This window comes from Luteimonas changyuni, assembly GCF_039548395.1.
Classification (GTDB): Bacteria; Pseudomonadota; Gammaproteobacteria; order Xanthomonadales; family Xanthomonadaceae; genus Luteimonas.
This window is the reverse complement of record NZ_JBCLUZ010000003.1, coordinates 40339-54959: the sequence shown is the minus strand read 5'-3', so window position 1 is coordinate 54959 and position 14621 is coordinate 40339. Positions and strand designations below refer to the sequence as shown.

At 68.7% G+C, this 14621-nt stretch carries 14 protein-coding genes and 1 tRNA gene; 8 read left to right on the top strand and 7 right to left on the bottom strand.

The annotated features are described in order from the left end of the window. Window positions 1-101 precede the first annotated feature (101 nt). Window positions 102-2138 (top strand): excinuclease ABC subunit UvrB, encoded by a 2037-nt coding sequence (gene uvrB / locus WCD84_RS01910; RefSeq protein ID WP_343280226.1) that lies wholly within the window; start codon window positions 102-104, stop codon window positions 2136-2138. A gap of 149 nt (window positions 2139-2287) precedes the next feature. Further along, window positions 2288-2362, top strand: a tRNA-Val gene (locus WCD84_RS01905). A 115-nt stretch (window positions 2363-2477) separates the two neighbouring features. Here WCD84_RS01905 and WCD84_RS01900 read toward each other — a convergent pair. Then, entirely contained in the window at window positions 2478-4574 is a 2097-nt protein-coding gene (locus WCD84_RS01900; protein WP_343280225.1) for an esterase/lipase family protein, read from the bottom strand. Then, complete coding sequence (locus tag WCD84_RS01895) at window positions 4571-5650, bottom strand: Lnb N-terminal periplasmic domain-containing protein (protein WP_343253770.1); 1080 nt, start codon at window positions 5648-5650, stop codon at window positions 4571-4573. The genes WCD84_RS01900 and WCD84_RS01895 overlap by 4 nt, the downstream gene beginning before the upstream one ends. 169 nt (window positions 5651-5819) lie before the next feature. Between WCD84_RS01895 and WCD84_RS01890 the strand changes: the two genes are divergently transcribed. Together WCD84_RS01890 and WCD84_RS01885 are read left to right on the top strand one after the other, a co-directional pair. Then, window positions 5820-6677, top strand: a complete 858-nt coding sequence (locus WCD84_RS01890; RefSeq protein WP_343253769.1) for a PA4780 family RIO1-like protein kinase — start codon at window positions 5820-5822, stop codon at window positions 6675-6677. 76 nt (window positions 6678-6753) lie between these two features. After that, window positions 6754-6927: a DUF1328 family protein gene (locus WCD84_RS01885; protein ID WP_343253768.1), complete on the top strand. Its 174-nt coding sequence runs from the start codon at window positions 6754-6756 to the stop codon at window positions 6925-6927. Here the strand turns inward: WCD84_RS01885 and WCD84_RS01880 are convergent. Further along, window positions 6920-7417 (bottom strand): hypothetical protein, encoded by a 498-nt coding sequence (locus WCD84_RS01880; RefSeq protein ID WP_343253767.1) that lies wholly within the window; start codon window positions 7415-7417, stop codon window positions 6920-6922. The two genes, WCD84_RS01885 and WCD84_RS01880, sit on opposite strands and share 8 nt — an antisense overlap. A gap of 84 nt (window positions 7418-7501) precedes the next feature. Here WCD84_RS01880 and WCD84_RS01875 point away from each other — a divergent pair, with 84 nt between their 5' ends. From WCD84_RS01875 to hutU, 3 genes are all read left to right on the top strand, one after another. Next, window positions 7502-9202, top strand: coding sequence for a type IV secretory system conjugative DNA transfer family protein (locus WCD84_RS01875; RefSeq protein WP_343253766.1), 1701 nt, complete (start codon window positions 7502-7504; stop codon window positions 9200-9202). A gap of 88 nt (window positions 9203-9290) precedes the next feature. Beyond that, window positions 9291-9602: a hypothetical protein gene (locus WCD84_RS01870; protein WP_343253765.1), complete on the top strand. Its 312-nt coding sequence runs from the start codon at window positions 9291-9293 to the stop codon at window positions 9600-9602. Between the two features lie 151 nt (window positions 9603-9753). Then, a complete protein-coding gene (gene hutU / locus WCD84_RS01865) occupies window positions 9754-11424 on the top strand; it encodes a urocanate hydratase (protein WP_343253764.1) in 1671 nt (556 codons plus the stop codon). 33 nt (window positions 11425-11457) lie between these two features. On the opposite strand, the gene WCD84_RS01860 is transcribed toward hutU, so the two are convergent. Next, window positions 11458-12066, bottom strand: a complete 609-nt coding sequence (locus WCD84_RS01860; protein WP_343280224.1) for a flavodoxin family protein — start codon at window positions 12064-12066, stop codon at window positions 11458-11460. A 137-nt stretch (window positions 12067-12203) separates the two neighbouring features. After that, window positions 12204-12740, bottom strand: a complete 537-nt coding sequence (locus tag WCD84_RS01855) for a hypothetical protein (RefSeq protein WP_343280223.1) — start codon at window positions 12738-12740, stop codon at window positions 12204-12206. Between the two features lie 239 nt (window positions 12741-12979). On the opposite strand from WCD84_RS01855, the gene WCD84_RS01850 reads away from it, so the two are divergent. Beyond that, the gene (locus WCD84_RS01850) at window positions 12980-13252 is read left to right on the top strand and encodes a hypothetical protein (RefSeq protein ID WP_343277777.1); all 273 of its coding nucleotides are present in this window, start codon (window positions 12980-12982) and stop codon (window positions 13250-13252) included. Window positions 13253-13293: 41 nt separating this feature from the next. On the opposite strand, the gene WCD84_RS01845 is transcribed toward WCD84_RS01850, so the two are convergent. Together WCD84_RS01845 and WCD84_RS01840 are read right to left on the bottom strand one after the other, a co-directional pair. Then, window positions 13294-13689: a DUF3037 domain-containing protein gene (locus WCD84_RS01845; protein WP_343253760.1), complete on the bottom strand. Its 396-nt coding sequence runs from the start codon at window positions 13687-13689 to the stop codon at window positions 13294-13296. Then, window positions 13676-14443, bottom strand: coding sequence for a HipA family kinase (locus tag WCD84_RS01840; RefSeq protein ID WP_343280295.1), 768 nt, complete (start codon window positions 14441-14443; stop codon window positions 13676-13678). Before WCD84_RS01840 ends, WCD84_RS01845 begins: the two co-directional genes overlap by 14 nt. Window positions 14444-14621: the final 178 nt, after the last annotated feature.

Here is a 14621-nt window from a genome sequence, read left to right as displayed (position 1 = left end):
GAAAGCGCGGAGGGAGGCGTCCGCGCAGGCGCACCTGGAACCGCGCCAGCGCGTCAGGCCACGTTCGCGGACCGTTCGCGCCGCCCACCTACAATGTCGGGATGAGAGCAGCCGCGCACACGCCCTTCAAACTCGTTTCCCCCTACCAGCCCGCGGGCGACCAGCCGCAGGCGATCAAACGCCTGATCGCCGGCTTCGAGAACGGCCTGGCGCAACAGACACTGCTCGGCGTCACCGGCTCGGGCAAGACCTACACCATCGCCAACGTGGTCGAGGCGGTGCAGAAGCCGACCATCGTCATGGCGCCCAACAAGACCCTGGCGGCGCAGCTGTACGGCGAGTTCAAGTCGTTCTTCCCGCACAACGCGGTCGAGTACTTCGTCAGCTATTACGACTACTACCAGCCCGAGGCCTACATCCCGTCGTCGGACACGTTCATCGACAAGGACAGCGCGATGAACGAGCACATCGAGCAGATGCGGCTGTCGGCGACCAAGGCGCTGCTGTCGCGGCCGGACGCGCTGATCGTGGCCACGGTGTCGGCGATCTATGGCCTCGGCGACCCGGAGGACTACCTCAAGCTGCGCCTGATCCTGGCGCGCGGCGAGCGCATCGAGCAGCGCGCGCTGATCCGCCACCTCACCGAGCTGCAGTACACGCGCAACGACACCGAGCTGCGCCGCGGCACCTACCGCGTGCGCGGCGAGGTGATCGACGTGCATCCGGCGGAGTCGGAAGCCGAGGCGCTGCGCATCGAGCTGTTCGACGGCGAGGTCGAGAACCTGGCGCTGTTCGACCCGCTCACCGGCGAGGTGCAGCGCAAGGTGCCGCGCTACACGGTCTATCCGAAGACCCACTACGCCAGCACCCGCGAGAGCGTGCTCAACGCCATCGAGACCATCAAGGTCGAGCTCAAGGAGCGGCTGGAGCAGCTGTACGCGCAGAACAAGCTGGTCGAGGCGCAGCGCCTGGAACAGCGCACGCGTTTCGACATCGAGATGATGGCCGAGGTCGGTTTCTGCAACGGCATCGAAAACTACTCGCGGCACATGACCCGACGCGAGCCCGACGCGCCGCCGCCGACGCTGTTCGACTATCTGCCGCCGGATGCGCTGCTGGTGGTGGACGAATCGCACGTCACCGTGCCGCAGATCGGCGGCATGTACCGCGGCGACCGCGCGCGCAAGGAAACGCTGGTCGAGTTCGGCTTCCGCCTGCCGTCGGCGCTCGACAACCGCCCGCTGCGCTTCGAAGAGTGGGAGGCGCGCGCGCCGCGCAAGATCTTCGTCTCGGCCACGCCGGGCAAGTACGAGCTCGAGCATTCCGGTGACGAGATCGTGGAGCTGGTCGTGAGGCCGACCGGCCTGATCGATCCCGAGGTCGAGATCCGCCCGGTGGCGACCCAGGTCGACGACGTCCTTGGCGAGATCACCAAGCGCGTGGCCATGGGCGACCGCGTGCTGATCACCACCCTGACCAAGCGCATGTCCGAGAACCTCACCGAATACCTCGGCGAGCACGGCGTGCGCGTGCGCTACCTGCACTCCGACATCGACACCGTGGAGCGCGTGGAGATCATCCGCGACCTGCGCCTGGGCAAGTTCGACGTGCTGGTCGGCATCAACCTGCTGCGCGAAGGCCTGGACATGCCCGAGGTGTCGCTGGTGGCAATCCTGGACGCCGACAAGGAGGGCTTCCTGCGCTCCACCGGCTCGCTGATCCAGACCATCGGCCGCGCCGCGCGCAACGTGCGCGGCAAGGCGATCCTGTACGCCGACAGGGTGACCGACTCGATGAAGCGCGCGATCGAGGAGACCGACCGCCGTCGCGCGAAGCAGGTCGAATACAACACCGAGCACGGCATCACCCCGCGCTCGGTGGCGCGGCCGATCATGGACATCATGGAAGGCGCCCGCAGCGACGCCGCGGAAGCCCGCGGCAGCCGCGGCAAGGGGCTGCGACAGGTGGCAGAGGCGGCCGACGACTACGCCCGGCTCGAGCCGGCCAAGGCCGCGGCGCGTCTCAAGGCGCTGGAGCAGCAGATGTACCAGCACGCCCGGGACCTCGAGTTCGAGGAGGCCGCCGCCGTCCGCGACCGTATCCACCAGCTCAAGGAGGCCATGCTGGCCGTCCGCTAGGAGAAAGCTTTGTAGGAGCGGCTATAGCCGCGATCGTTCTTGCCCCCAACCCGGTCGCGGCTATAGCCGCTCCTACAGGCGGAGGCGGGGCAGCTTGGTACTTCGGGCTTGCTGTCAGCCGGGGCAGCCGCTAGAATTCCCGTCCCTTCGGGCGGTTAGCTCAGTGGTAGAGCATTACCTTGACATGGTAGGGGTCGGGGGTTCGAAACCCTCACCGCCCACCACTTAAGTCGCTGATACAGCGAGGATAAGTGGAGAAGGAACGAAACCCGGCCACTGCGCCGGGTTTTTCGTGTCCGTTGCAATGCGACCCGACGGCCTGGTGCCCAAGACCGGTGCTCAGTCGCCGCCGGCGTCCAGCGGGCCGGTAAGCTCCCTGATATCCCGATGCAGGATCCGCCTGATCTCCAGGATCGCAGGCGCGGATTCCTGGATGCTGTGCCCGCCAATGATCACTTTCTCCGACAGCGCGCCGGGCAGGTGCGCGCTGGGGTAGGGCACCAGCCCGTCATCGGATTCCTCGAGCGGCACGGTCGGGTCGGCCTGCGCGATGATGCTGTGGTACTGCACCCCGGGCGATATCGGCAGGTCGGCGGCGGCGCGGACGAAGGGGTCGTTTTCGCTGAGGTTCTCGATGCTGTTGGGCACCGCGATCGGTTCCGCCGTTCCGTCGTCCCCGACCAGGAGTTCGCCCACCTCCTCCAGCACCGCCAGCGGCAGCCGGACCAGCTTCCCGACCAGGCGCCCCAGCCGGTTCCCGGCCACCTTGGTGCCGCGATGCGGAGAGGCGATGAACACCACGCGCCCCACGCCCGGCAGCGGTTCGAAGCGCAGCATCCTGTCCAGTCTCGGGCCGATGCGCTCCATGCGGCCATCATCCAGCTCGTAGTTCTCGTGCGCCCACGTCCACAGCTGGTCGTCGGCGGATGACACCAGCAGCCGCGACAGCACGCCGCCCATGCTGTGGCCGATCAATACCGTGCCGTGCGAGGCGCGCGCGCTGCCTTCGGGATCGAAATGCTGCACCGCGTCCACGATGATGCGGCGGATCGCGGACTGGTTGAGCACCAGCGGCATGTTGGTGGGGTAGTAGACCTGCCAGATCTGGAATTCGCGGCGCAGGACGTCGTCGCCAAGCACTTCATTGGCGACGTTCACCCAGGCCTCGGGGCTGCTTGCAAGGCCGTGGATCATCAGCAGGATCCGGCGGTCGGGGTCGTAGGGCTGCATCAGATAGAGGTGTGGCCGGGTGATGCCCTGTTCACGGCCGAACAGGGTCTGCAGCGACTGCCGGTTGAAGCCGGAGCGGGCCAGCCACAGGCCGTAGCCGGCGCTGTAGTTGGCTGAAAGGGGCACGTGCAGGCCGTGCAGGTCGATCGCCTCTTCGACATATGGATCGTGGCCGCTGATGAGCAGCTCCCGCGTCGACAGCACGCTCGCCAGGTCGTCGCCCGGGAAGCGGATCAGCAGGGTGAGGGTGGGCGAGGGCATCTCGCTGTAGGGGCGGGGGCGGTTTGCGCGCCGACGATCCGGACCGTCGCCGCGGTTGCGCTCGATTGAGGCCGGATCCGGGACCTGTACCGGCGTCGCCGCAGTGGTCACCGGGTCGTCGCCCATCACCGCAACCATTTCGGCGCCAAAGCCGTCACGCCGGTAGATGCTGCGCAGCCCGGCGAAGGAGATCGACGATGCGGGCACCAGCTCCTTCGGCAGCTCCACCCCTTCGGGCATGCGAACGCCGGACATGTCGTTCCTGATGGTCCAGCCAGCGATCGACAGGACGGCGTCAGTGTCAGCGCGACCTTCGGCATTGGTGCCGGTGCTGCCGTCTGCCGCATCGCCTGCCGCGGCATTGTCCGCGTGCAACACCTGCCAGCGCTCGAACAGCCCCGCCGCCGCCTGCTGCACGGCGTAGTTGTAGTAATCGCGGACCTGGGTCTGGCGATCCTCGAACGCGCGTTCGCCGGGCGCGCGCTCGCTGAAGAACAGGTAGGCGTAGGCGTGGCGCGCGGCTTCCAGCCAGGCGTCGACCTGGGCGTCGGCGGCGGGAACCGAGTCCACCGGCGTCAGCGCGATGGCCTGCTGCGTCCAGAGTTCGGCCAGCGACGCCAGGCGGCGCTCGTCGGTCAGGCCCTGCACCTTTGCGAGTGCGACCATGCAGGCGGGCGCGGGCGGCTCCAGGCAGGCGTTGTCGTCGAGGCCGGCGACGCGCAGTGTCGCCTGGGTCGCCGGGCTGAGTTCATCGGTGGTGAGGATGTCGCTGCGCTTGATGGCGATGTACTCGCCGGGGCCCAGCTGCTGGGCCTCCACGCGCGGCGCGAACTCCTTGAGGATCGCGCAGCCGCCGAGCAGCAGCAGGCAGCTGGCCAGCGCCAGCGCGCGGACTGCACGGTGCGCGGGGCTCGTCGCGGGGGCCCTGCGATGCATGACGGTCATTGCGCCAGCTCCGCCGCCGTGACGCCGGGCACCTGCTGCCGGATCGCACGTGAGAACGTCTGCGGATCCGGCGCATCCGCCGGAACGCGCAGGGCGCGCGGGTTGATGTACCCGCGCGCCTCCAGCTCGGCGAAGTCGTGGCCGGGGACCAGCGCGCCCTGGTCATGGGCATAGCTGGCGAAGTGTCCCGACAGCAGCAGGCGATAGTCCATCGGAAGCCCCGGGGCGATGTGGCGTGCGATCTTGAAGATGATGGTCGTGCAGTTGCTGGTCAGGGAATTGTAGAAGGCGGGCCGCTCCTGCAGCTCGCCGGCCTCGGCGAGGTAGCCGAGGAACATGGCGCGCAGCGCTTCGCGCGGAACGTCCAGCCGGTACAGGTACACGTCTTCGCCGCGTGCGTTGCTGCGCGTTCGCACGATGTCGCGCTCGTCCGCGGCTACCAGCACCTGCTCGAACCTGCGGAAGAAGCCACCCAGCGCGGAGAACGATTCGTGGCGCTCCTTGCGGATCTCCAGCGAGAACACCACCCGGCTGCCGTCCTCGAAGCCGAACGAGACCAGGGTGTGGGCGATGTGCGGTCCCATCCAGTACGACATCACCAGGTCCGCGCTGGCCAGTCCAGCGAGGTCGTAGCGCCGCGTTTCCCAGTGCGGCGTGTAGTCCTCTTCGGTGCGCCATTCGAAATTGCGCACGTTGTGCAGCACCACGGTATCGCCATGCACCTCGGCTTCGAGCAGCCGCGCGACGTCGTCGGCCCAGTCGCGATCGTGGGAGGGCGCAAGGCTGGCCCACCAGGCGAGCAGCCCCGCCAGTCCCAGGGCGAACGCCGCCAGCAGCAGGCCGCGGGCGGGGCGCAGGCGCCGGCCCGCGAGCGAGGCGATGGCCGCGATTCCGAGCAGCGACCAGGCGGCGATCACGATGCCACGCAATATCCCGGGCCCCGGCAGCTGATAGGCCAGCAGCAGGGCGCCCCAGCCCGCGGCCACGGCCAGGGCCACGGCCAGCAGCGACCTTCCGATGCGTGTCAGCCAGGGGCGGCGCTGGCGCGCGGATGCGCGGAAGGGGTGTTCGGGCATCGGAACCACGGGCCGGAGGGAGGGCGGAAGGGTACCCTGCCGCGCGGGAAGGGGCCGCAGCGGGCCTGCCGGCATCGCCCGGTGATGGCCTGGCCTGCCGCGTCGGAGTGGCGCCCGGGCGCCGCGCATGATTGACTGCGCGGTCATTCAAACGAGATTCCTGCGCGTCATGAAGACCCCGGGTGGCCTGCAAGCGCTGATCGACGACGGCGTGATCGACGAAGTGATGCGGCCGCTGAAAAGCGGCAAGGAGGCTGCGGTCTACGTGGTCCGCTCAGGCGATGACGTGCGCTGCGCGAAGGTCTACAAGGACATGGCGCACCGCAGCTTCCAGCAGCGCGTGCAGTACCAGGAGGGACGCAAGGTCCGCGGCAGCCGCGAGGCGCGCGCGATCGGCAAGGCCACGAAATACGGCCGCAAGCAGCAGGAAGCGGAGTGGAAGAACACCGAGGTCGAAGCGCTGTACGCGCTGCGCGATGCCGGCGTGCGCGTGCCCGAGCCCCACGGCTACTACCACGGTGTGCTGGTGATGGAGCTGGTGGTGGACGCCGACGGCCGGTCCGCGCCGCGCCTGGGCGAAGTGGAGCTGTCGCCGGAACAGGCCCGCGGCTTCCACCGCTTCCTGGTGCGGCAGGTGGTGAGGATGCTGTGCGCCGGCCTGATCCACGGTGATCTGTCGGAATACAACGTGCTGGTGGCACCCGACGGCCCGGTGCTGATCGACTTCCCACAGGTGGTCAGCGCGGCCGGCAACAACGCCGCGCGCAGCATGCTGCTGCGCGACGTCAACAACCTCACCGCAAGCCTTGGCGCCTGGGCCCCCGAGCTGCTCGATACCTGGTACGGCGAAGAGATGTGGGCGCTGTTCGAGGCCGGCGAACTGCGGCCCGAAAGTGAGCTCACCGGCGTGTTCGTCCATGACGAGTCGGTGCCCGACATCGACGGCGTGCGCGATGCGATCAACGATGCGCGCGAGCAGGCGCTGATCCGCCAGCAGGGACGCGAAGCGGCCGAAGAGCAGGATTGAGCGGCTTCACGGCGGTCACACCGCGCCGGACCTAGCCTCGTCCCAAGCCCTGCAACCGCGGGGGACGGAGCAAGACATGATCAAGTGGGCCATCATCTTCGCCGTCATCGGCCTCATCGCCGGTGCGCTCGGCTTCGGCGGCGCCGCGGGCGCGGCCATGGGCATCGCCAAGTTCCTGTTCTTCGCCGCGATCATCATCGCCGTGATCCTGTTCGTGCTCGGCATGACCATCTACAAGAAGGTCACATGAGCTCGGATGCGGCCACCTCGCGCACGAAGCAGGCCTGGTAGGCCGTGATATCCGGCAGCCCGATGCCGTAGGGATCGCCGGCAACGTACAGCGTGACGTGGGGAACGCCGCAGTCCAGCGCGCGCCCGCTGGACTGCGCCAGGTGGTGGCGGAACTCGGCGAAGGCGGGAGCCTGCAGGTGTTCGATGACCGACCAGGCCTGCAGCTCGCCATTCCATTGTTCCTTGGCCTTGTGGACCAGCGCATACCGTCCGGTGCCGCGGGGACGCCAGTGAAGCGGCTCGAACAGCGCACGGATGCGCTCTTCACCCAGCTGCGTGCGCAGCGCATCGCCGGCGTCGCGGCCGAGCAGGGTCATGTGCAGTTCGCGCTTGCGCTCGAGCACCTGGCCGTCCAGCCGCAGGCGCTGCGGCGAGTCGGTCGGCAACAGCCCCAGCGAATCGAGTGGCAGCGCCAGGCTGCCGTCTGCGCGGAATCCAGGCCACTGCATCGCTGCGACTCCTCGTCCGGGGACCAGGCATCGAGCTTACGCTAAGCTCTCGACAGCCAGATCGGCGACACCACGGAAGGTGACATGGACAGGATCAGGATGACGCTGGCACTCGCGTGCCTGTGCGCGGCATTGGCCGCAGGTGTGTGGCTTTCGGGCGTGCTGGTGCTGCAGCTGCTCGGCATCGGCGATGTGGCTGCCGGATGGGATACGTACCTCCGCTACCTGCGCGCCATCGAGCATCCCCGGGTCGCACCGCATGCGGGCCGTATCCGCGTTGCCGGTGGGATCGGCATGGGCCTGCCGCTGTTGCTGGCGAGCGTTCCCGTGTTCGCGCTGCTGCGGCCGGCGCGGCGTTCGATGCACGGCAGGGCGCGCTTCGCCAATGTCTTCGAGCTCGCGCGGCGGGGGCTGTTCACGCGCTCGGGCCACGGCATCGTTGTCGGCCGGCGGTTCGGACGCCTGCTGCGCCTGGACGGCCAGCAATCGGTCCTGCTCGCCGCGCCCACGCGCTCCGGCAAGGGCGTGGGCGTGGTGGTGCCCAACCTGCTCGACTACCGCGGCTCGGTGGTGGTGCTCGACATCAAGCAGGAGAACTTCGCGCTCACCAGCGGCTGGCGCGCGTCGCAGGGACAGGCCGTGTACCTGTTCAATCCGTTTGCCGAGGACCGCCGCACGCATCGGTGGAATCCGCTGTCGTACGTGTCCACCGAACCGCTGCAGCGGGTGTCCGACCTGCAGGGCATCGCCAACCTGCTGTATCCGGATGCCGGCGCCGAACAGAAGTTCTGGACCAGCCAGGCGCGCAGCGCGTTCATGGCGTTCGCGCTGTACCTGTTCGATCATTACGAGGCGCAGCGGCGCGACGGCGTGCCCGAGGGCCTGCAGCTGTTCCCGACCCTCGGCCACGTGTTCCGGCTGTCCTCGTCGGAGGGCGCGCCTGCGCGGCAGCACCTGCAGGACTTGGCCGCGCGGCCGTTCGTGGGTGAACACGCGCGACGCGCCTTCGGCAACCTGCTGTCGCAGGCCGAGGAGACCTTCGCATCCATCCTCGGCAGCTTCCGCGAGCCGCTCAATCCCTGGATCGACCCTGTGCTGGACGCGGCCACCAGCGGCAACGATTTCCTGCTTGACGACCTGCGCCGCCGACCGATGACGATCTACGTCGGCGTGCAGCCGCACCGCCTGGCCGAGGCGCGTCCGCTGCTCAACCTGTTCTTCAGCCAGCTGATCAACCTGAACACGCAGACCCTGCCGCAGGACGATCCCGGGCTGCGCCACCAGTGCCTGCTGCTGATGGACGAATTCACCGCGCTCGGCCGCGTCGACATCATCGCCACCGCCATGGCCTACATGGCCGGCTACAACCTGCGCCTGCTGCCGGTGGTGCAGAGCATGGCGCAGCTGGACGCGGTCTATGGCAAGGACGTGGCGCGTGCGATCGTCACCAACCACGCCATGCAGGTGGTGTTCGCGCCGCGCGAGCAGCAGGACGCCAACGACTATTCAGAGATGCTCGGCTACACCACGCTGCGCCGCCGCAACCTGACCCGGGGCCGTCGCCGGCGCGATGTCAGCCGCAGCGAAAGCGAAGAGCGCCGCGCGCTGATGCTGCCGCAGGAGCTCAAGGCCATGGGTCCGAAGCGCGAGATCGTGTTCTGCGAAGGCCTGGCGCATCCGGTCAGGTGCAGCAAGATCCGCTACTACGCGGATGGCCGCTACCGCTCCCGCCTGCTGCCGCCGGTCGCTCTGCCGACGCTGTCCACAAGCCTGACGACGCCGTGAACGCGACTTCCGGCGGCCGTGGGCGAGCCCATGCGCGCAGCGTATCGTGGGAGGCTGCTCCCCCCGCAACGCCGAACGAGGTGACCCCATGAAGCACGTCTTCCTCACCGCCGCACTTGCCGCGATGGCCTTCGCTGCCGCGCCGATCGCCGTCCATGCCCAGGACGAACCCGAAGAGGCCGCGCGCTCGCGGGCCAAGGACAGCCGCAAGGTCGACGACCGCTTCTGCATCGAGCAGACCGGATCGCGGATCACCGCGGCGCGCAATGCGCGCTCGAAGTCCGCGCAGAAGGAATGCGTGAGCGCCGGCGGCCGGGTGTACACCCGCGAGGACATCGAACGGTCCGGTTCGGTCGACCTGCAGGACGCCCTGCGCCGGCTGGATCCGTCGATCCGCTGACGCCTGCACGCGCAGCATCCGGACGCCCGGCCCGCCGGGCGTCCTCGGTTTGGAGGCCCAGCGTTGGCCTCCGGGACGCCCGGCTCCGTGTCGGGCGTCTTCTTTTCACGCGATGCGATAATCCGGGGCCCAGCCAACCGGTGAGCCGCCGATGTCCACGCGCCACGACCCGTCCCGCACCATCCGCGCGCCCCGCGGCACCGGCCTCAGCTGCCGCTCCTGGCTGACCGAAGCGCCGTACCGGATGATCCAGAACAACCTGGACCCGGAGGTGGCCGAACGTCCGGAGGACCTGGTGGTGTATGGCGGCATCGGCCGCGCGGCGCGCGACTGGGAGAGCTTCGACGCGATCCTCGAATCGCTGCGCACGCTTGGCGATGACGAGACCCTGCTGGTGCAGTCCGGCAAGCCGGTCGGCATTTTCCCCAGCCACGCCGATGCGCCGCGGGTGCTTATCGCCAACTCCAACCTGGTGCCGGCCTGGGCCAACTGGGAGCACTTCAACGAGCTCGATCGCAAGGGCCTGATGATGTACGGCCAGATGACCGCCGGCTCGTGGATCTACATCGGCAGCCAGGGCATCGTGCAGGGCACCTACGAGACCTTCGTCGAGATGGGGCGCCAGCATTACGGCGGCAGCCTCACCGGCCGCTGGATCCTGACCGCGGGACTCGGCGGCATGGGCGGCGCGCAGCCGCTGGCCGCATCGCTCGCCGGCGCCAGCAGCCTGACCATCGAGTGCCGCCAGGCCAGCATCGACTTCCGCCTGCGCACGCGCTACGTCGACGAGCAGGCCACGGACATCGACGACGCGCTCGCACGCATCGCGAAATACACCGCCGCCGGCGAGGCCAAATCGATCGCGCTGCTCGGCAACGCGGCGGATATCCTGCCCGAGCTGGTGAAGCGCGGCGTGCGCCCGGACTGCGTCACCGACCAGACCAGCGCCCATGACCCGGTGCACGGCTACCTGCCAATCGGCTGGACGGTGGAGCAGTGGCTGGCGGAGCAGGAGGCCAACCCGGAGACGGTGCGCGACGCGGCCAAGCAGTCGATGCGCGTGCACGTCGAGGCGATGCTGGCCTTCCACGCCCAAGGCATTCCGACCGTCGACTACGGCAACAACATCCGCCAGATGGCCAAGGACGAAGGCTGTGCGAATGCGTTCGACTTCCCGGGCTTCGTGCCGGCCTATGTGCGGCCGCTGTTCTGCAAGGGCATCGGGCCGTTCCGCTGGGTTGCGCTGAGTGGCGACCCGGAAGACATCTACAGGACCGATGCCAAGGTCAAGGAGCTGATCCCGGACGATACGCAGCTCCATCGCTGGCTGGACATGGCGCGCGAGCGCATCGAATTCCAGGGCCTGCCGGCGCGCATCTGCTGGGTCGGCCTGGGCCAGCGCCACCGCCTGGGCCTGGCCTTCAACGAGATGGTCCGCAACGGCGAGTTGAAAGCGCCGGTGGTGATCGGGCGCGATCACCTCGACAGCGGCAGCGTGGCCAGCCCCAACCGCGAAACCGAGGCGATGAAGGACGGCAGCGATGCGGTCAGCGACTGGCCGCTGCTCAACGCCATGCTCAACGTCGCCGGCGGTGCGACCTGGGTGTCGCTGCATCACGGCGGCGGCGTGGGCATGGGTTACAGCCAGCATAGCGGCGTGGTGATCGTCTGCGATGGCAGCGAAGCGGCGGACCGCCGACTGGCGCGCGTGTTGTGGAACGATCCGGCGACCGGCGTGATGCGGCATGCCGATGCGGGGTATGACATCGCCCGGGACTGTGCGAAAGATCAGGGCCTGAAGCTGCCCATGGCGGAGGGCTGAAGCCATTCAAGCCGGGCAGGATGCGCGCGCGGCTCACCCCACGCCCGGATACCGCTCGGCCTTCAGCAGCCGCGCCAGATGCGCGGCATTGCTCGCCGCCATCTCCACGCTCTGCGTGACCTTTTCCGGTACCTCCGGCAGGTCCTTGAAGTCGGTCTTCTGCATCGCTTCGCCCACCCAGTAGGCGCCGCCCGAGGCGGGAATGGTGAAGCCGACGTCGGCCAGCGCCTGGTAGAGCTCGGCGGTGACGTGGTGGGCGCCGTCCTCGTTGCCGACCACGCCGACCACGGCCACCTTGCCGAAGGTCGGGAAGCGGCCGCGGTCGTCGCCCTCACCGAGGAAGGCATTCATGCGTTCCAGCACGCGCTTGACGACGCTGGAGGGCTGGCCCAGCCATATGGGGGTGGCGAGCACGACGATGTCGGCCTCCATCACCTTGCCGCGCAGGCCGGGCCAGGCATCGCCATCGCCCTCATCCACGCTGACGCCGGGCTTCACGTCGTGATCGGCCACGCGGGTGCTGGTCGAGGTCACGTCGTGTTTGCCCAGGGCCTGCAGCAGCAGGTCCAGCATCTTCTGCGTGGAGGATTCGCCGGGAGAGGATTTCAGGGTGCAGTTGAGGCCGAAAGCGCGCAGTGCCATGGGAGGCTCCGGGTGGACGGGGAGCGGTCCATCCTGGCAGCCATGGGGTGCAGGGCATGTTGCCGGCGGGTCGGCCGGCGCAAGCCCAGGCCCAAGCCGTCGCGCCGGTTCGGCGGCAACGGCCCGTGCCTTCGCGGTCAGCGGTTCGGGTCGTCGAACAGGGTCCGATAATTCTCCAGCGCAGCGTGCATGTCGGCGACCGGCGCGGCGTCGGCCGGGTTCTCCTGCAGCGCCCGGGTGCCGGCCATCAGCCGCGCCAGGATCGCGTGCAGGGCGATGTCGGGTTCGGTGGGCAGGCTGCAGTTGGCGAACATGTATTCGACCGCGTCGTCGACGTCCGCGGCGCGGGCGATCACGGTGGCTTCGTCCGGACGGGCCTCAAGGCCGGCGATCGCGGTGCGGACGCGCGACATGCCTTCGATCAGGGGCGCATCCGGGGCCCAGGGCTCGTGGTTGTCGGGCACCGGGAAGTCGACGCCGAGCGCGGCCGCGGCTGCGTGTGCGTGGTCAGCATCATGTGCCGCGTCGTGCGCGTCGTCTTCCGCATGCGCGACCTGCTCGATGGCGCCGGCGTCCGCGGCGCTGGCGGCCGGGGTGCTGTCCTGGGCGCAGCCGGCCATGGCGGCGATCGCCATGGTGAGCGCGAGGGCGAGGGGAATCTGCTTCAGGTTCATGGGGATCTCCGGTGGGCGATGGCTGCCTGGATGTCACATCCGGGCGTCCGTGCGGACATCGTAGGAGCGGCGCTCGAAGCGGGCCATGACCCGGGTCAAGCCTGCCGGCGCCCGGTCCGGAGCGGCGTCACGGCAACGCCTGGCTTTGCAGGTACCCGGTACACATGGCACCAGCCCCTATTCATAAATGACCGGACGTGCTACAATACGCTTCGTAAGTTGTTGTAAACATTGAATTTATGGAGGAAGAAATCAAAAACTACCTGAAGCAGTCGTTCCTGTCCCTGATCCCCGGCAGCCGTCGCCGCCACCACGGCACGCGCAGCCATGCGGCTCCCGCTCAAAGCATCACCCGCATCCAGGCGGGCATCCCGCAGGCGCATTCCGTGCCTGGCCACGTCAAGATGGCGTACCGCCGCCGCCGCTCGCTCCCCGGCTATACCCACGCCGGTTATCTGTCCCGGCCGCTCCGCGATTCGCGCGTGGGCCAGCCGATGTTCCGCATCAGCTGAGCAGGGGGCGCAACCGCCCCGCGCGCGCGCCACGCGTGCACTCACTCCGGCGCAATCCTCACCATCCGGTCCATCAGGTGTTCGACGATCGCGTCCATGTCGCCGCAGCGGCCCATGTGCACCGCCGAGGTCTGGATGATCGCGCTGCGCTGTGCGGTCAGCCAGTGGAAGCGGGCGCGCTGCGGCAGCAGGCCGATGGGGCCTGCGTCCGGCCCGCCTTCGCAGATGCGCTGGATGGCGTCGAGGTGGCGCCGCAACGTGTCCAGGTCGATGCCGGGATCCAGCGCCCGCAGGCGGGCATCGTCCGCTTCGATGACGGCCTTGAGATAGCCGGTCTTCTCGCAGGACACGATCACGCCGACGTTGATGAACTCGCCGCGCTCCACCCGGGGCACGACGCGGATCACCGCATAGTCGTAGCTGTCAGGCGCGCGCACGTTCGGCCTCGTCGACAAAGGAATGCGGCAGCGCGAGGCGCTGCTGCAGGTAGCGCGTGTAGGCCACGCGCTGCTGCGCGGGCGTGCCGAAGGCGTCTTCGGCCTGAAGCCATGCATCCGGAATGTCGTCCACTATTTCCGCCAGTCGTTCCGGCGGCAGCAGCGCTGTAAGGCGTGCGTCGGCCTCGGTGAGTTCGCTCGCCCAGGGCAGCAGGACGTGGTCGCGGATCAGCGGGAAGGGCCTGCCGGCGCCGCCGGTGTCGCCGTCCCAGCCATGGTGGAAATACAGCGATGCGCCATGGTCGATCAGGGTGAGCTGGCGGTGCCAGACCAGCAGGTTGGGATTGCGAGCGGTGCGGTCGACGTTGCTGGTGTAGGCGTCGAACCAGACGATCGCCGACGCAAGCTCCGGCGACGGCTGCGTGGCGACCGGGTCGAAGTTCATTGCGCCCGGAAGATAGTCCAGCGCCAGGTTGAGTCCGGCGCTGGCCTTGATCAGCGCCTGGATCTCGGGGTCGCCCTCGGTGCGCGCAAGTTCGGCATCGAGTTCGATGAGCACGATCTCCGGCACCGGCAGGCCGAGCGCGTGCGCGATCCCGCCGGAGACCAGCTCCGCCACCAGCGCACGCGGCCCCTGGCCCGCGCCGCGGAACTTGAGCACGTACATGCCATCGTCGTCGGCCTCGACGATCGCGGGCATCGAGCCGCCCTCGCGCAGGGGCGTGACATAGCGGGTGGCGGTGACGGTGCGCAATGGCATCGGGGAAGCATAGCGCCGCTCGACGCGGCACGGCACGGCATGGCACGGCTCAAGCCAGGCCGGTCCGGCCCTTTCGGCATTGTCCGTTCGCTACGGGGCGGCGTAGTCTGCGGGCTTCGCTCCGCGTCACCAGGCCATCGAAGCCTTGCCTGCGGACGGCCACCGCTTCCGC